Source organism: Chryseobacterium sp. PET-29 (assembly GCF_025736815.1).
Lineage (GTDB): Bacteria > Bacteroidota > Bacteroidia > Flavobacteriales > Weeksellaceae > Chryseobacterium > Chryseobacterium nepalense.
Genome location: NZ_CP107053.1, coordinates 814665 through 831364, shown reverse-complemented (window position 1 = coordinate 831364; position 16700 = coordinate 814665). Strand labels below are relative to the sequence as shown.

15 protein-coding genes and 1 other RNA gene are annotated in these 16700 nt (G+C 36.7%); 4 read left to right on the top strand and 12 right to left on the bottom strand.

Annotated elements, in window-relative coordinates; all coding sequences use genetic code 11:
- Window position 1: 1 nt before the first annotated feature.
- Window positions 2-952 (bottom strand): glycosyltransferase family 2 protein, encoded by a 951-nt coding sequence (locus tag ODE14_RS03615; protein ID WP_248393596.1) that lies wholly within the window; start codon window positions 950-952, stop codon window positions 2-4.
- A gap of 17 nt (window positions 953-969) precedes the next feature.
- Window positions 970-1569, bottom strand: a complete 600-nt coding sequence (locus tag ODE14_RS03610) for a DUF4199 domain-containing protein (RefSeq protein ID WP_263602999.1) — start codon at window positions 1567-1569, stop codon at window positions 970-972.
- A gap of 131 nt (window positions 1570-1700) precedes the next feature.
- Here ODE14_RS03610 and ffs point away from each other — a divergent pair.
- An RNA gene (ffs, locus tag ODE14_RS03605) (signal recognition particle sRNA small type) lies at window positions 1701-1798 on the top strand.
- 92 nt (window positions 1799-1890) lie between these two features.
- On the opposite strand, the gene ODE14_RS03600 is transcribed toward ffs, so the two are convergent.
- The 4 genes from ODE14_RS03600 to ODE14_RS03585 form a co-directional block, all read right to left on the bottom strand.
- A complete protein-coding gene (locus tag ODE14_RS03600) occupies window positions 1891-2577 on the bottom strand; it encodes a metal-dependent hydrolase (RefSeq protein ID WP_248393598.1) in 687 nt (228 codons plus the stop codon).
- 82 nt (window positions 2578-2659) lie between these two features.
- Window positions 2660-3589 (bottom strand): 1,4-dihydroxy-2-naphthoate octaprenyltransferase, encoded by a 930-nt coding sequence (gene menA / locus ODE14_RS03595; RefSeq protein WP_263602998.1) that lies wholly within the window; start codon window positions 3587-3589, stop codon window positions 2660-2662.
- 73 nt (window positions 3590-3662) lie between these two features.
- Window positions 3663-4499, bottom strand: coding sequence for a 1,4-dihydroxy-2-naphthoyl-CoA synthase (locus ODE14_RS03590; protein WP_169230680.1), 837 nt, complete (start codon window positions 4497-4499; stop codon window positions 3663-3665).
- Between the two features lie 167 nt (window positions 4500-4666).
- Window positions 4667-5815, bottom strand: a complete 1149-nt coding sequence (locus ODE14_RS03585) for a pseudouridine synthase (protein WP_248393600.1) — start codon at window positions 5813-5815, stop codon at window positions 4667-4669.
- 101 nt (window positions 5816-5916) lie between these two features.
- Here ODE14_RS03585 and aroB point away from each other — a divergent pair, with 101 nt between their 5' ends.
- Both aroB and ODE14_RS03575 read left to right on the top strand, forming a co-directional pair.
- The gene (gene aroB, locus ODE14_RS03580) at window positions 5917-6969 is read left to right on the top strand and encodes a 3-dehydroquinate synthase (protein WP_263602997.1); all 1053 of its coding nucleotides are present in this window, start codon (window positions 5917-5919) and stop codon (window positions 6967-6969) included.
- 253 nt (window positions 6970-7222) lie between these two features.
- A complete protein-coding gene (locus ODE14_RS03575) occupies window positions 7223-7867 on the top strand; it encodes a porin family protein (protein ID WP_248393602.1) in 645 nt (214 codons plus the stop codon).
- A 77-nt stretch (window positions 7868-7944) separates the two neighbouring features.
- Here ODE14_RS03575 and purF read toward each other — a convergent pair whose 3' ends face one another.
- From purF to ODE14_RS03550, 5 genes are all read right to left on the bottom strand, one after another.
- On the bottom strand, window positions 7945-9444 hold the full coding sequence (purF, locus tag ODE14_RS03570) for an amidophosphoribosyltransferase (protein WP_248393603.1): 1500 nt from the start codon (window positions 9442-9444) through the stop codon (window positions 7945-7947).
- A gap of 103 nt (window positions 9445-9547) precedes the next feature.
- A complete protein-coding gene (gene purC, locus ODE14_RS03565; RefSeq protein ID WP_248393604.1) occupies window positions 9548-10267 on the bottom strand; it encodes a phosphoribosylaminoimidazolesuccinocarboxamide synthase in 720 nt (239 codons plus the stop codon).
- A gap of 36 nt (window positions 10268-10303) precedes the next feature.
- Window positions 10304-10999, bottom strand: coding sequence for a DUF3307 domain-containing protein (locus ODE14_RS03560; protein ID WP_248393605.1), 696 nt, complete (start codon window positions 10997-10999; stop codon window positions 10304-10306).
- Window positions 11000-11001: 2 nt separating this feature from the next.
- The gene (locus tag ODE14_RS03555) at window positions 11002-11607 is read right to left on the bottom strand and encodes a SatD family protein (RefSeq protein ID WP_248393606.1); all 606 of its coding nucleotides are present in this window, start codon (window positions 11605-11607) and stop codon (window positions 11002-11004) included.
- A gap of 484 nt (window positions 11608-12091) precedes the next feature.
- The gene (locus ODE14_RS03550; RefSeq protein WP_263602996.1) at window positions 12092-13504 is read right to left on the bottom strand and encodes an APC family permease; all 1413 of its coding nucleotides are present in this window, start codon (window positions 13502-13504) and stop codon (window positions 12092-12094) included.
- 656 nt (window positions 13505-14160) lie between these two features.
- Between ODE14_RS03550 and ODE14_RS03545 the strand changes: the two genes are divergently transcribed.
- Entirely contained in the window at window positions 14161-14670 is a 510-nt protein-coding gene (locus tag ODE14_RS03545) for a DUF4920 domain-containing protein (protein WP_248393608.1), read from the top strand.
- A 79-nt stretch (window positions 14671-14749) separates the two neighbouring features.
- Here ODE14_RS03545 and ODE14_RS03540 read toward each other — a convergent pair whose 3' ends face one another.
- Window positions 14750-15859 carry a M14 family zinc carboxypeptidase gene (locus tag ODE14_RS03540; RefSeq protein WP_263602995.1) on the bottom strand — a complete coding sequence of 370 codons (1110 nt, stop codon included), beginning with the start codon at window positions 15857-15859 and terminating at the stop codon, window positions 14750-14752.
- Window positions 15860-16700: the final 841 nt, after the last annotated feature.

Sequence of the window (16700 nt, the reverse complement as noted above, 5' to 3'; positions counted from 1 at the left end):
CTTAAATCACCTCATCAATATTATAATTTTTATGCTCTCTGTTTGTTCTGATGATCATTTCTCCTAAGAATCCCGCGATAAAAAGCAATGTTCCCATCAGCATCATCGTTAAAGCAATAAAAAACCACGGATTATCAGTAATCAGATGGCCATACATCCCTCTTGCTACATCAATCAGTTTGGAAACACCCAGCCAAAGTGCAGAAAGGAAACCTACAATAAACATTAATGTTCCCACTGCCCCAAAAAAATGCATCGGTCTTCCCCCGAAACGACTTACAAACCAAAGGGTTACCAAATCCAGAAAACCTCTGATAAATCTTTCGGTTCCGAATTTTGAAGTTCCGTAAGGTCTTGCCTGGTGTTGCACTTCTTTTTCCGTAATTCTCCTGAAGCCTGCATTGGCAGCCAAAACAGGAATATAGCGGTGCATATCTCCGTATACATCAATGGTTTTTACCACCTGTTTTTTATAAGCTTTCAGTCCACAGTTGAAATCATGAAGATAAACTCCCGAAACTTTTCTTGCTGCAGCATTAAATAATTTCGACGGTACATTTTTCGTCATTACATTATCAAAACGCTTCTTTTTCCAACCTGAAACAATATCGTAATTTTCATTGATCACCATTGAGTATAATTCCGGTATTTCCTCAGGAAAGTCCTGAAGATCGGCATCCATGGTAATAATAACATCTCCGTTTGTTCTTTCAAAAGCTGCATGAAGCGCCTGTGATTTTCCGTAGTTTTTAGAAAATTTAATGGCATGGATCTGCGGATTCTGAACTTTGAGATTTTCAATGATGCTCCATGACAAGTCTGTACTTCCGTCATCTACAAACCAGATCTCGTACGATAAACTGTTGGATCTGCATACTTTATCAATTCTTGAGAAAAGCTCTTCCAGAGAAGCTTCTTCGTTCAATAACGGAATAACTATAGATAAATTCATTTAATTCTGATAAAAAATTATTCTTTAATTTCTGTTTCCTGGTATATCGTTCTTGTTCTGAAAAATGCTCCGAAAAACAACGACAAAACTACATAAAATATAAGTATTGCTGCAAAATATCCTGAAAAATGACTTGCGGTAAGCATATCTTTACCTTTAACTGCCTCCGGCGTAAAACTTTGAAGCCTTTCTATGTATTTCTGATCAAGCTCATCAATATCTTTCTGATGTTTTAAAATCTTTCTTGCAGAAGTATATTCTTTATCCAATTCGGATTTTTGTCTGGTGACATATTGATAATTCAGAAGTTTTTTGGCATCGGTATCTACGAAATTCAGAAAAGCATAGATACTGAAAATCGATAAAATCCCACCAATAAACATAGGGATGAAAGCTCTTTTAAAAGCATCCCTGAAGCTCACTGTTTTGTGACTGCTCCAGTATGTTTTTACAGACCAGAACGCAGTCCCTGCATAAATAATGGGCAAAACGAAAGCATTGGCTTTCAATGAAATATCAAAATATTCAACTCCTGAAAAGAAGTAATACACTACGAAAAAAACAATCATCGTAGCTCCAAATAATAAAATTCCTAAGGTGGAAGGGTTTTTCGTCATATCTAAATTTTTAGAAAATTTCTGAAAAATTATTGCTCTAAATCTCAGCAAATTAGCACTGATAAAGTATTTTTGCAGTTAATTTTCTTTAATAACACTTTTAATTTTATAAAATATTCCTATCTTTGCAACGGCAAGTCCTAAACAACCAGCTCCTGAGAATCCTCCAGGGTGGGAACGCAGCAAAGGTAATTGGTCGTAGCGGTGTGATTTAGGTAGCTTGCCATTTTTTATTGATTTAAGTTGAAGAGAGGTAATCTGAAGATTATCTTTTTTTGTTTCCAAAAGTTTCAGCATTTTCAAATTACCTTTCAACATTATTTAAAATTCAAACTCCTCTCCCAATCTTGGCAAAACAAGTTCGACATTTTTATCCGCAAAATGTTTTAACGCACTTTCATGGTTAATTTCAATGGCAGGGAAAGTATCAAAATGGCATCCGATCACTTTCGGTGTTTTCAACAATTCTGCTGCTGCAAAAGCTGCTTTTCTCGGACACATGGTGTAGTGACTTCCAACCGGAAGAATAGAAAGGTCCAAATGGCCGTATAATCTCGGAAAAAGCTCCATATCCGCCATCACACCGGTATCCCCTGCAAGATATAGGTTTTTGCCTTCAGGTAACCTGAAAATGTACCCTACCGGTACCCCTCCGTAGCTTCCGTCAGGAAACGAACTTGTATGATGGGCCGGAACCATGGAGATTTTAAGATCGTCGATTTTTGCCGATCCTCCTAAGTTCACATCATCCGTATTTTTTGCGCTTTTAAAATATCCGCAGATTTCAGGAACTGCTATAATCGTTGCTTCAGGATGATGCTGCAAAACCTCTTCAACGTCTGCAATATGATCCCCGTGCGCATGAGTCAGTAAAATATAATCGATTTTCTGTGCAGAAATATCAAAACCAGATTCTGCTTTTTTGTAATTGTAAAAAGGATCTGATAAAATTGTTTTGTCTTTGTAGGTGAACAAAAAACAGTTTTGTCCCAGATATTGTATTTTCATTTTAATTTATTTTTGAATTGTTATAACTAGAGATGCTTCAACAAGCTCAGCATGACACCGATAATGCTAAACCGACTTTTATTTAATGAAAGAAATTAAGCCCTAAAGCTGTAAGAACCGCCATCATAAACGTCATAATTCCTACCTGCTTTAAAAACGGATCAAGTTCCCGCGGGTTTTTAACAGCCATAATCTGTCTTCTGATTTTCATTAACGGAAGCATCAGAATCATCACGATAAAAACATAATAATTCTGAGTCTGGAAAAATCCATTCACCGCTAAAAACATTAACATTAAAATTAATGGAAGCTGTAACAGGATCATTTCATAAATCATTGCGTTTTTAAACCCTAACCTTAAAGCCAGACTGTTTTTTCCTGATAGTTTATCGCTTTCGATGTCCCTCATATTATTGAGATTCAGGACTGCCATACTCATCATTCCGATGGCCGTTCCGGGAAGCAGCATATCCCAGCTGAACGATTTTGTAAACAAAAAATAACTTCCGCAAACAGAAACCAGTCCGAAAAAGATAAATACGAAAATATCTCCCAATCCCATGTAACCATAAGGTTTTTTACCAATCGTATATCCAATGGCTGCTAAGATACTTGCAACTCCAAGGCCTATAAAAATGTAAAATTCATTCATATAATCCGGGATGAAAGCTACATAAAGCAATCCAACTGTTGCCACAAAAGACAAAATTGAAAGCAGGATCACTGCATTTTTCATCTGTTTCGCCGTTATTCTTCCTGAGGCTACCGCGCGTGCTTCCGCTTCGGTAACTCTTTTAGCATCGGTACCTTTTACCCCGTCGCCGTAATCATTGGCATAGTTTGATAAAACCTGATACAATAAAGTCACTAAAAGTGCGAGTGCAAAAATTCTCCAGTCCCATATTCCGCCTTCACCGTACAATCTCCATCTGGCAATGAAAGCACCCATAATAATTCCGCTTAAAGAGAGCGGCAATGTTCTAAGCCTTGCGGCTTTTATCCAGTCAGTCATAGTTTATAAGTAATGAGTAATTGGTAATAAGTAATGCCGTTATTGCTCATTACCTATTACCAATTGCCTATGTTTAAGATATCCATTGATCTTCCCCGAAATTAGGTTTTCTTTTTTCAAGGAATGCATTTCTCCCTTCTTTCGCTTCTTCCGTCATGTAGGCAAGACGCGTTGCTTCTCCGGCAAAAACCTGCTGACCAACCATTCCGTCGTCGGTAAGGTTCATGGCGAATTTCAGCATTCTGATGGAAGTCGGGGATTTGGCTAAAATTTCCTGTGCCCATTCGTAAGCCGTGTCTTCCAGCTCTGCATGAGGAACCACTTTGTTTACCATTCCCATTTCTAAAGCTTCCTGCGCAGAATAGTTTCTACCTAAAAAGAAAATCTCACGGGCTTTTTTCTGTCCTACCATTTTTGCCAAGTATGCAGAACCATAACCTCCGTCGAAACTGGTAACATCAGCATCCGTTTGTTTGAAAATAGCGTGTTCTTCACTCGCTAATGTTAAATCACAAACTACGTGAAGAGAATGTCCGCCTCCGACAGCCCATCCCGGAACCACTGCAATAACGACTTTCGGCATAAAACGGATCAGTCGCTGAACCTCCAGAATATTCAATCGATGTCTGCCGTCTTCTCCCACATACCCCTGATGACCTCTTGCTTTTTGATCTCCACCGCTGCAGAAAGCCCAGCCACCGTCTTTAGGACTTGGCCCTTCTCCCGAAAGCAGCACAACTCCTATCGAAGGATCTTCATAAGCATCGTAAAAAGCATCATATAATTCCGATGTCGTTTTGGGTCTGAAAGCATTGCGAACTTCCGGTCTGTTGAAAGCGATTCTTGCGACACCATTACTTTTTTTATAGGTGATATCTTCGTATTCTTTGGCGGTTTTCCACTCAATCATTTTTGTAAAAATTTTTCCCAAAGATACGGAATTGCATAGAATTTTAACATTGATTTTCCATGATAATAATTGAAAAATACGGCTTTTTCCTGAAAGTTTATACTGCTGAATCAAGAGCATAAAAAAAGACGCTGATTGAGCGCCTTATATTATTAAATACTTGTTGATTAAAGCATTTTAAGATTATTCACCTCCAGTTCCGTAAGGATTCTCCAGTGACCTCTTTTGATGTTCTTTTTCGTAAGACCTGCAAACATCACTCTGTCCAGCGCTTCCACTTCATATCCTAATCTCTGGAAAATTCTTCTGATAACACGGTTCCAGCCGATATGAATCTCTATCCCGACTTCGTTTTTAGGTTTTCCTTCAATAAAAGAAATCTGATCAACCACTGCTACTCCCTCATCCAGACGAATTCCTTCAGCAATAAGCTTCATATCTTCATGCGTCAGTTTTTTATCTAACGTAACGTGATAGATCTTTTTTGCATCAAAAGACGGGTGCGTAAGCTTTTTGGTCATATGCCCGTCATTCGTTAAAAGAATAACACCTGTTGTGGAACGATCCAATCTTCCCACAGGAAATAAACGGTACGGCGAAGCATTGGCTACAAGATCCATCACTGTTTTTCTGGCCTTATCATCTTTGGTTGTGGAAATATATCCTTTCGGTTTATTCAGAAGAACATACACCGGTTTTTCAGGAGTAATATTTTGTCCGTCAAAAACAACTTTATCAGTTTTCTGAACCTGATATCCCATTTCATTCACCACTTTTCCATTTACCTCAACAAGTCCTTGTGTAATAAGATCATCCGCTTCTCTTCGGCTGCATATTCCGGAATTGGCAATGTATTTATTCAGACGAATGGTATCTTTGTGAATATCCTTATCAATTTTCGTTAACCGTCTTTTTTGTACAAAAGATTTATTTTTATCCTCCCGGTTTTCTGTTCCCGGTCTTTTTCCGTATTTCAGGCTGCCTCTTTCGTATTTATCTCTGGTATCAAAATTATTGGGTCTGCTTCCTCCTCTTTTCGGGGCAGATTTACCGAAAGTTTTTTTCCCTTCTCCTGCACTGGTAATAAAGGGTTCCTGTTCAGTTTTTCCGTATTTTTTATCCATTCGAGCCTGGTAACTGGTGTCACCGCTTCTCCTGGAATCTGAATTTCTCTCTCCTGCCTTAGGAAAAGACTTTTTAAAAGGTTTTGATTCTGAAGAATTTCCAGATCTGGAAGCACGAGAATTATCAGAATTTTTCTTGGTTGAAATTCTTGGTCTCTTTGGTCGTTCTGAATTATTATTATCTCTGCTCATTCTAAAAATTTCTGCAAAGATAGTATATTTAATAACGAGTTAAAAATTAAGAATCATAACTTTGCATATCGTGATACGATAACATAAAAGAAAATCTGAAAATGATAACAATATTAAATGATAATTTTTCACAGCTCAACGATTTTTTAAGCACGAGATCATTCAGTAAAATTTTCATCCTGGTTGATGAGAATACGCATGAATATTGCCTTCCTGCCCTTTTAGGGAACCTGGAAACCGACCTGGCATTTGAAATTCTTGAGATAGAGCCGGGCGAAGAAATGAAAAATATTCAGACTGCCAATCAGCTTTGGGAAATTCTTACGGAAATGCAGGCAGACCGCAAGGCGCTTGTCATCAATCTTGGAGGTGGTGTAATTACGGATATGGGCGGCTTTGTTGCATCTACCTATAAAAGAGGAGTTCCGTTTATCAATATTCCCACTACTCTTTTATCGATGTGTGATGCTTCCATCGGTGGAAAAACAGGAATTGACCTGATGCATTATAAAAATATGGTGGGAACCTTTACTTTCCCGGAGCAAATTTTCGTTTATCCCAAATTTTTAGAAACACTCCCTTATAAAGAACTCCGAAGCGGTTTCGCGGAAATGCTGAAACACGGATTAATTGCTGATAAAAAGCACTGGGAAAATCTTATCAACATTTCTAAACTTGATGCTGATGCTGTTGTTCCTCACATTGAAACATCAATGGAAATTAAGCAGGACGTTGTTCAGCAGGATTTTCAGGAGAAAAATATCCGTAAGACACTGAATTTCGGGCATACGATAGGACACGCTATAGAAAGTCTTTGCCTCAGCCAGGGAAATCCTGTTCTCCACGGGGAAGCTGTTGCCATGGGAATGATTACCGAAACCCATCTGTCCTTTGCGGAAGGGCTGATCTCCGAAGAAGACTGTACCATTATTATTGAAAATATTCAGAAATATTATCCTTATCTGGATATCAGTGATTTTAAGGATGAAGATATCTTTGAGCTGCTGATCAATGACAAAAAGAATACAGATAATAAAATCAATTTTTCATTAATTTCGGGAATCGGTTCATGCACTTTTGATTATCAGTGCAGCAAAAAAGGGATAGCTTCTTCAATTGAATTTTATAGAAAATTGAATGATGCATCAATGTAATTTATTTAAAAAAATGCTGTTTTTGACAAAATTGTCAATTTAGATTATTTCTAAACATTTAGTGAAAATATTTTATAACTACTTAATTAACAATAAAATATATAATTACACATTTTCATAAAAATGCCTTTTAATACTGACTTTTATCATGCTTTTATTTTTTGGCAAGCAATTTGAAAGATACTCCCCGTCAAATTAGTTTGACAGTAGTAAAATTTAAAATTAAAAAGTAAATTATCAAAAAATTAAAGTTATGAAAAAGTTAATTTTAGGAATAGCACTTACAGCTGGTTCATTGGCATTTGCCCAGACTACGACTACCACTTCTACTTCATCTGCTTCTCCTGTAGCATTTGGTGTTAAAGCAGGAATGAACGTTTCTTCTTTGACAAATGAATCTGGATTAGATGATCAAGGTTCTAAAATCGGTTTTAACGCTGGTGTTTTTGCTAACATTCCTGTAGCTACATCATTCAGCATCCAGCCGGAGGTTTTATACTCTCAATATGGCGATAAGTATGATCAGACTATTGCAGGAACACGTTATTCAAGTGCAAGACATTTAGACTATATTACTGTTCCGGTAATGTTCCAGTATAATATTATTCCAAATCTTTATTTAGAAGCAGGTCCTGAATTCGGTTTTTTGGTAAATGCTAAGAATAAATTAAAGAATGAAACGGATAACAATACAATTAATGAATCCGGAGACTACAAAGACAGCTTAAATAAATTCAACTTCGGTATCGGTCTTGGTGCAGGATACTATTTCACAGATAATATCGGTATTACAGCGAGATACGTTGCAGGTCTTACTGATATTGCGAAAGACAGACCAAGTAACTCTGATGCAATCAGAAACAATGTATTCCAGGTTGGTTTAGCTTTTAAATTCTAAAACAATTTTGATTTCAATACTAAAAAGGTCAGGTTTCGAAAAACCTGACCTTTTGTTTTTTATTATTTATTAAGAATTTAATTAAATAATTCCACTTCTTCTCCTTTACCTACAGGATATTGTTCTGTAAAACATCCGAAACAGTGATTGGCAGAACCAAGAATTTCTTTCAGGTTTTCAACACTTAAAAATTCAAGTGAATCTACACCCAGATAATCTCTCAGTTCAGCAGTTGTCATATTTGCTGAAATCAGATCATCTTTTGAAGGGGTATCAATTCCTAAATAACAAGGAGCAATAATTGGCGGAGAAACACTTCTGAAGTGTATTTCCTTCACCCCGGCATCTTTTAAGATCTTAACCAGTCTCTTGGAAGTAGTACCACGAACGATAGAGTCATCAATGATCACTACTCTTTTGTCTTTAATCTCTGAAATAATAGGATTGAGTTTAAGGTTTACCACTCTTTCTCTCATTTCCTGAGTAGGAACGATAAAACTTCTTCCGATATACCTGTTCTTAATTAAAACAGGACGGAAAGGAATCCCTGAAGCTTTAGCAAAACCAATAGCAGCCGGAACTCCGGAATCCGGAACTCCAATAACAACATCTGCTTCTACCGGAGCCTGATGCCAGATCTTCTCTCCTGATTTTTCCCTGATTTCATAGACGTTTATATTTTCTAATGAAGAATCCGGTCTTGCAAAGTAAATATATTCAAATGAACAGATTCTCTGTTTTCCTTTTTCTTCATCAGCCATATAAGAATGAAGTTTTCCGGGCTCGTTTTCATTGGTGTAAACGATTTCTCCCGGTAAAATATCACGAACATACTGAGCGCCTACTGCATCCAATGCCACAGATTCTGATGCAACAACATAGGATTTTTCATCTATTGCTCCCAACACAAGAGGTCTGATCCCGTTGAAATCTCTGAAAGCAAAGAATTTGTTTCTTGTCATCCCGACAACAGAATATGCACCTTCGATTTTTTCCATGGTCACTTTAATAGCTCCACGAAGTCCGAGATCAAGGTTTTTCTGAATAAGCCTAAGGATTACCTCAGAATCTGAAGTTGCCCTGAAAACGACACCTTCTGCCTCCAGCTCCGCCTTCAGTTCCTTTGCATTGGTAAGGTTACCATTATGCGCAATGGAAAGAATAATCTGATCATATTCATTCTTTGCAAAAAAAGGCTGGAAATTATATTTTTTCTTATCTCCTGCAGTCGTGTAGCGGGTATGCCCGATTGCAGAATTTCCCATAAAAGTTTCCGGATCCGGGATTTCTTTATAAACGTCCAAAACCAGTCCCTCATCTTTCATGTTGGTGATTCTCCCGTTCTTCAAAACAGAAATACCACAAGCTTCCTGGCCTCTGTGCTGCAATGCAAAAAGACCGAACTGCGAAAGCGAAAACGTATCGAGGTCATTATCAGAATACATCCCGAAGATCCCGCACTCCTCATTAGGAGCATCCAGTCTTTCTTCTTCCTGCGTCCTGAAAAGATTTCTTCCGTAGGTCTGGGTTTCAAACTGCTTTAAATATTCACTTTTATGAATGTCTAAACTTTTCATTTCTATTTTTTCTAATCTAGATTGTATTAGGTAGATCTTTTAATTAGATGAAAAATTAAATATTATGTTAAATAAAAAACTTACATCTCATTAGTTCCTGGAATTATTTACCCAGAGCTTCTTTCAGCCTGTTGTAGATCTCAACGTATGCTTCGGTAACTTCTCCAAGATCTCTTCTGAATCTGTCTTTATCCAGTTTCTTCATGGTATCTTTGTCCCAAAGTCTGCAAGTATCCGGGGAAATTTCATCTGCTAAAATGATTTCACCATCTGAAGTTTTTCCTAATTCGATTTTAAAATCAACCAGGATTATATTCATTTTGTCGAAAAGATCGATCAGGATATCGTTAATATCTGAAGTGAGCTCATACATTTCGTCAAGTTCTTCATACGTTGCAGCTCCTAAGAAAACTGCGTGGTGATCATTGATAAGCGGATCTCCCAACTCGTCTTTTTTGTAACAGATATCGAAAATAGTAACCGGAGACTTGATTCCTTCTTCTACTCCCAGTCTTTGAGCCATACTTCCTGCAGAATAGTTTCTTACCACCATTTCGAGAGGAATAATAGATACTTTTCTTACGAGCTGCTCTCTTTCGTTCAGTTGTTTTATAAAATGAGTTTTGATTCCTTTTTCATTCAGGTATTCAAAGATAAGCGTAGTGATTGCGTTGTTCATTTCTCCTTTCAGGTCTACAGAACCTCTTTTCTGAGCGTTGAATGCAGTAGCATCGTCTTTGAAACGCACAATTACCTGGTCAGGATTATCGGTAGCAAATACCTGTTTTGCTTTACCTTCGTACAACATTTCTAACTTTTCCATTTTCTAAAATTACTTTTTATTAGATTTATATTATATTTATTTAATTAAAATTCCTGTTAAAACTGCCAGTCCAAAACTTAAAAGCGTTCCGATCAGTACATACTCGGTTAACTTTCTCTGTTTTGCCTGGGCAAGGTCGCTAAATCTGAAAACAGACTTTGCAGCCACCATAAAACCTACCCCTTCCCAATGATTCACTACAATAAAAGTGAAAACTAATAAACGTTCCAAAATCCCAATATATTTCCCTGCACTCGATAAAGATTCGGTTTGTATATTGTTGGTTGTCTCCGGAACTGGCGTCCATGAAGACAATAATATTTTAATAAAAATCGAAGCGGGCGCTGTTAAAAACAAGGCTGCCATTACAATTTTTAACAATTCCTGATTTTGAAGAAATTCAAAATTAAATTCATTAAAGTAAAAAGAAACTCCTGCGATCACCAAAACATGGAAAGCCTGATCGATGAAAAACCAGTTCTTCTTATTTTTATAAGTTTGAAAACTGAGTTTACATGCATCAATAATAAAATGCGAAACACCTATCAAAATAGCGACCCACCAAAGCTGTAAATCCCAAAGGAAAATAAAGCTTAAAACCGTGTGAATCAAAACGTGAATATACAGATATACGCTTTTCAGTTTTTTGCTCTCTTTGTCTGCAACCCATGAATCCGGCTGAAGAATAAAATCTCCGAGTAAATGCGCCAATATGAGTTTAATAAAAATCATGTTTAGAGTTCCGAAATTTTCTTTCTGAAATATTGATTGGTTTCTACAATTAATTCGTAATTGGCACGCTTCAGTCTCTGGCTTACCGAGGACTGTGAGATGGCAAATTTCTTGGCAAGATCTTCCTGTGTGATTTCTTTATTCATAATCATTTCATGAATAATTTCAGCAGTGGCCATCGTCCAGTTGTCGAAATCTTTTGAAGACCATTTGAGCAGAATATTAAGATCTCTGTCTACAGAGTCGTTGGAAGTTTTAACGGAAACAGTATGTCCGTCGTTTTTAAGATCATTGAGTAATCTCCCTGAATGAACGTAAGCGGTTCCGTTAGATTCCGTGATTTTATCTGAAGAGAAATTTTCTTCGCCAATACCTATGGCAATTCGTACGTCTAAATTTTCCTGACTTTTAATGAGTGATTTTATCGCTAAAAAACGCCAGAATACATCGTCGATATTACATTTGAACTGAAATTCGTCGCCTCTGTAAATTTCCCATGTCTGGGGAGCGCTTCCCCAATTTTCGAGAAGATTTTTAAGTCTGGTAATCCAAACTTCCGTATCCGCCTGTTGTGAATTAATAATATCTCCGGTAATGACCGCTATCATTCTGCAAATATAAGCATAATTACTTATAAATAAAAAATATAAGCCGATTGACTTATAGATATTGCATATTGCTCCATCTGCTTATATCGATTTTATATGGTTGTCTGCTACTTTTATGTCGACTGGTAATGGTACAGACGAATACCCTAGCCTTGATTGCAGCGGCATCCTTTTGGGGTGCGGCCGGAGCCAAGCGGAGGCCGTAACCCAAAAGATACAGCGGAAAGCAAGATTTAGCTCCTGAAAAAATAAATACACCCACGGCAGAAATTCCAGGTTGTGCCATTCATTTTTAATGCGTGCTTATGATCCGTCAAACTCCTGCGCAGGAGTTTAGGTTTTTGTCAACTCCTGCGCATGAGTTGAAAGGCTTGCAAGTAAAATGTTGTTTTTGGATGTTAACTTTACCTATTTATCTCTGAAAACAAGGTTAAAATAACACTTAGTAAAGGATGATTTACTCCATGTCTGGAATCGTGACGGATTACGGCCGCGGATTTTTCCTATTGATAAAATAGTACACCGGAAGTCCAAGCAACACCAAAACGAAGCCAGGCCAGGTGTACTGCTGCTTGTAGATCAGCAGTAAAATGCAGAAGACAGTACCTATTAACAAATAGATAACAGGCGTAACAGGATACAGCCATGTTTTGTAAGGCCTTTCCAGCTCAGGTTTTTTAAATCTCAGATAAATGACCCCGAAAACGGTAATCATGTAGAATAATACAATAACAAAAGAAATCATATCCAGAAGATTTCCGTATTGACCGCTAAGACATAATATCGAAGCCCAGATTCCCTGCATCCATAATGCATTTTCAGGAACTGCATTTTTGTTATTTTTTTCTGCCTGCCTGAAGAACATTCCATCTTTGGCCATGGTCTGAAAAACCCTTGCTCCGGCAAGAATCAACCCGTTGTTGCATCCGAAAGTGGAAACCATAACAAGAACTGCAATAATAACAGTTCCCGCACTTCCGAAAATAAAATGGGAGGCTGCCACCGCTACCCTGTCGTTTTCTGCAAATGCGATGGAATCTCTGTCGAGAGCATTAAGATAAACATAGTTCACGGCAATGTATAATATCATAACCGCTGTTGTTCCGTAGATCATTGATTTAACAACATTTTTCTTAGGATTTTCAATTTCACCCGATACAAACGTTACACTTTCCCAGGCTACGGAACTGAATACAGAACCTACCATCGCTGCTGCAATTCCTCCAAGGAGGGTCATTCCGCCAATGGGTTCCCAACCTTCTTTTAAGAAATTTCCGAACCGGTCTTTGGTAAGATTGTTAAAAGCATCATATCCGAAGCTGAAATTTTCGGCAAGATGGGATACGTCAACCAGAATAAATCCTGCCGCAATTAATCCCAACAAGGCAATGATTTTTGATCCTGTAAAAATATTCTGCAATAGCTTTCCACTTTCCATGCCTCTTGTATTGATGTAAGTAAGCAAAAGGATAATGGCGATGGCAAGCATCTGAATCCACGTAATTTTAAATTCCCCACTCTGGAAAATAGGTGCTGCATCATTAAGAGAAGGAATCAGGTAAGCCGTAAATTTTCCGAATGCCATCGCTACAGCAGCAATCGTTCCTGTTTGGATCACCGTAAAAAGGCCCCATCCGTAAAGGAAACCCATTCTTTTACCGAAGATTTCTTTCAGGTAAGTGTATTGTCCGCCTGCTTTTGGAAATAAAGCTGAAAGTTCGCCGTAGCTTATCGCTGCAGCTACTGTCATGATTCCTGTGATGATCCAAACGATAATCAGCCAGAAGCCTGAACCAAGATTACGCATCATATCTGCGGTTACAATGAAAATTCCGCTTCCGATCATCGACCCCATTACCAACATGATGGCGTCCCAAAGTTTTAGTTTTTTCTGCATAGTGAAGTATAGGCTCCAAATATAAATAAATATAGGATTGGTTTGTTTTAAATTATAACTGAAGTGTCTTATTCGTTTTTAACGCAACAGTCGCAAGGATTTTATTGAATAACGGGGAGTATATTTCCGGTCGCTAAGGCGTTTTACTCAGCTAATGAAAGAACAGTTTATTGAATGATCAAGAGGCATTTATTGTTTTAACACGAAGGGAGCACTAAGGTTCATTGAATAACAGGGAGCATATTTTTCGGTGCGAAGGCGTTCCATTCAGCAAAGGCTTTATGTATAATAGTCTGCTATCATTTTGCTGAGTGAAACGCCCTTGCGAACGGATTATGCAGGAGGATTGATTAATTTTCTTTGTGGACGTTGCGCTAAAAATTGGTACTCGTCGGTTTTTAACCCAAGAGACGCGAGGGTTGCTGAGTAACTAGGTGGTTATTTTTTAAGCACAAACACATTTCATTCAGCAAATAATAGCAAAGTTCCTTTACTGAGTGAAACGCTTTTGTGAACGGACCATAATTGATTAATAGCGTTGCGTTAAAAAGAATTAAACATAGCGCATTAATTACCGAAAAGCAAACCTGCTTTTTATCAAGTTTACCGTCGTTTTGTCATTCAGATTTTATTACTATTTTTGAAAAAAAATCAATATGAAATTCAAATCATTATTATTTGCAGCAGCAGTAAGTGTTTCAACTTTAGCATTTGCACAGGAATCAAAAAAATCCGGTCCGCCGGCTGGAAACGCTGTTGTAGGTGATGTCTACGGAGGAGGTGTCGCTTCTAATGCAGAGTCTAAAGCAATTTCCGTAGATAAACTTAGCAAAAAGCTGAAAAAGGATAATAAAAAAGTGGAAAATGTTGCTGTAAAAGGTAAAGTAACAGATGTTTGCGATAAAAAAGGATGCTGGCTGACGATTCAGACGGAAGACAACTCCCAGTTTTTTGTAAAAATGAAGGATTACGGATTCTTTGTACCTACTGCATTAAAAGGGAAAAATGTAGTGCTTGAAGGTTCTGCCGAAAGAAAAGTAACTTCTGTAGACGAGCAAAAACATTATGCAGAAGATGCTAAAAAACCACAAGCTGAAATAGACGCCATCAAAACACCGAAGGAAGAAATCAGATTTGTAGCGAACGGAATTAAGGTGGTTAATTAATCACGATATCTATCAATTAGTTTATTCTCCAATAACAACATAAAATAATCAGCGGAACCTTTGGTTCCGCTGATTATTTTTAATCTTCAATGAAAAAATTTACTTCCGCATCAAGTTTGGGATATTTGGTCGGACAAATAAACTTTTTGTTTGTACAGTCTATTTCTTTCCATCCTTTCCGTTTTTTAACATCACCTACTTCCATAACAAATGGTATGAAAGAAATTTCATCCCTGCCTTCTTCTTTCAGTTCCCTATACTGAACAGCAATATCCAAAACACATTCATGATCCGTGTTCAGCTTTACATTACGGTAAATAATATCATAATGCGTTTCTTTATTTTCAGGAATTTCCAGATAAGCTTCCCATCCTTCCGTCCCGGAATTCAGTTCGGTCATTGCACTTAATGCATAATAAAGTGCAATGGTATAATATTTCCGGGTTTCTGCTCTTGTATAATCGTCTATAAAATGTCCGCCTTCAAAAAGAATGGTTGGCATTCCGGCTTTGATGAAATTATCTCCGGTAGATGCAGGATAAAACTCATCAGAATATCTGCCGATCTGGTTTGGGATCAGTTCTTTCAGCTTTCCATAAACCGATGCTATAACAGCCATACATTTTTTTCTGTTTTCCGTTATAGTCCGTTCAACATTTTCCGACGGGGCCAGAAATGAAAGAGTAGCAGGATGAATTCCGTCTGTAGTAAAAATCGTTCTCTGCTCATGAAGGTTTAGTGCATAATCATATTTCTTCTTTGCAACAGCTTCTTTCAGTAATTTGATTTCCTTGCTGGCTTCATTATGAAAATCCCTGTTCAGGTCAATATCGGAAGCATTAAGCCTGGTCCATCTTTCGGATCCGTCAGGATTAAGCATAAATATAAAATCCAGTTTTATTTTGCTGAACAACTCGGCTTTCAAATCGGGAGCTTTATCTAAAGTTGTAAACAGATCAAGCATAGCATGAGTAGCATTCGATTCATTTCCGTGCATCTGGGACCATGCAATAATATTGATATCACCGTTTCCGATTGTCAGCTGATAAACCGGTTTACCCAGATAAGACTTTCCTATCTCATTAATATAATCGCCAAGATTGGTCTGTAGGAAAAAAAATAATTTTTCAGGGAAAATATAGCGATTTGGGAAATTGGGATTTTGCTGATACAGCTTTTCAAAATTCATTGTGTAATAATTTACAAGAGTCAAAATTAACAAAATTTCGTTGATAAATAAAATTAACATTTGTAATATCATCAAACAGTAAAAATTGCCATTTTGTCTGTGGATAAAATTGTGGATTAACAATAATTCAATTATAAATATTTAAAATTTTAATATTCAGTATTTTATGAATTTTAATTAAATTTAAAATTGAATATTACTTGAAGTGGAAAATGGTATCCTTATCTACATTTGCTTGTAATTCCCTTAAACAAGTTTTGATGTGGAAAAAGATTAAATTAACTTGGTATACAAATGTAAATTGTTGATAATTTAGATCTTTAATTTGTTTGAAAAGCAAGATTTATGGTTGAATTTAATAATGTAACATAATAAACCAAATATTAAAATCCTATTAAATATGCTATTTCAGATACAGCTGATGATTTCCCTGATAATAGTATGTAATAGAAATATGGTTACTGAAATTTGAGCTATAATAAACCTTTTTGCCATTTAATCAGATACATGTAAAGCCCTACTCTATTTTCAGGTATTTTAATCCGCGAAAAGCTTCCTACAACGCATGAATACTAAGATAATTAGTCATATCTAATATAAAAATTAACATTATTGCATTTACTTCATGTATTACTTTAAGTAAAAAAATTTATTTGATCACTTGTGGAAAATATGTTAAATAAAAATGCTTGCATTTAATAAATATAAATATAAGATTCTATTAATCAGTATATTAATTATTTACATCTGTATATTAAAAATCTCGTTACTAATTTACTTTTGTATTTGTCAATTGTAAATTTTATTTTTACATTTGTAAAAAGATTGATAAACCAATTTT

What these genes read in the sequence shown, in the direction of transcription:
- ODE14_RS03615 (WP_248393596.1), bottom strand. Translation starts at nt 952, where the DNA reads ATGAATTTATCTATAGTTATTCCGTTATTGAACGAAGAAGCTTCTCTG.
- ODE14_RS03585 (WP_248393600.1), bottom strand. Translation starts at nt 5,815, where the DNA reads ATGAGCAGAGATAATAATAATTCAGAACGACCAAAGAGACCAAGAATT.
- purC (WP_248393604.1), bottom strand. Translation starts at nt 10,267, where the DNA reads ATGGAAAAGTTAGAAATGTTGTACGAAGGTAAAGCAAAACAGGTATTT.
- ODE14_RS03550 (WP_263602996.1), bottom strand. Translation starts at nt 13,504, where the DNA reads ATGCAGAAAAAACTAAAACTTTGGGACGCCATCATGTTGGTAATGGGG.
- ODE14_RS03560 (WP_248393605.1), bottom strand. Translation starts at nt 10,999, where the DNA reads ATGATTTTTATTAAACTCATATTGGCGCATTTACTCGGAGATTTTATT.
- ODE14_RS03600 (WP_248393598.1), bottom strand. Translation starts at nt 2,577, where the DNA reads ATGAAAATACAATATCTGGGACAAAACTGTTTTTTGTTCACCTACAAA.
- aroB (WP_263602997.1), top strand. Translation starts at nt 5,917, where the DNA reads ATGATAACAATATTAAATGATAATTTTTCACAGCTCAACGATTTTTTA.
- ODE14_RS03545 (WP_248393608.1), top strand. Translation starts at nt 14,161, where the DNA reads ATGAAATTCAAATCATTATTATTTGCAGCAGCAGTAAGTGTTTCAACT.
- purF (WP_248393603.1), bottom strand. Translation starts at nt 9,444, where the DNA reads ATGAAAAGTTTAGACATTCATAAAAGTGAATATTTAAAGCAGTTTGAA.
- ODE14_RS03590 (WP_169230680.1), bottom strand. Translation starts at nt 4,499, where the DNA reads ATGATTGAGTGGAAAACCGCCAAAGAATACGAAGATATCACCTATAAA.
- ODE14_RS03540 (WP_263602995.1), bottom strand. Translation starts at nt 15,859, where the DNA reads ATGAATTTTGAAAAGCTGTATCAGCAAAATCCCAATTTCCCAAATCGC.
- ODE14_RS03575 (WP_248393602.1), top strand. Translation starts at nt 7,223, where the DNA reads ATGAAAAAGTTAATTTTAGGAATAGCACTTACAGCTGGTTCATTGGCA.
- menA (WP_263602998.1), bottom strand. Translation starts at nt 3,589, where the DNA reads ATGACTGACTGGATAAAAGCCGCAAGGCTTAGAACATTGCCGCTCTCT.
- ODE14_RS03555 (WP_248393606.1), bottom strand. Translation starts at nt 11,607, where the DNA reads ATGATAGCGGTCATTACCGGAGATATTATTAATTCACAACAGGCGGAT.
- ODE14_RS03610 (WP_263602999.1), bottom strand. Translation starts at nt 1,569, where the DNA reads ATGACGAAAAACCCTTCCACCTTAGGAATTTTATTATTTGGAGCTACG.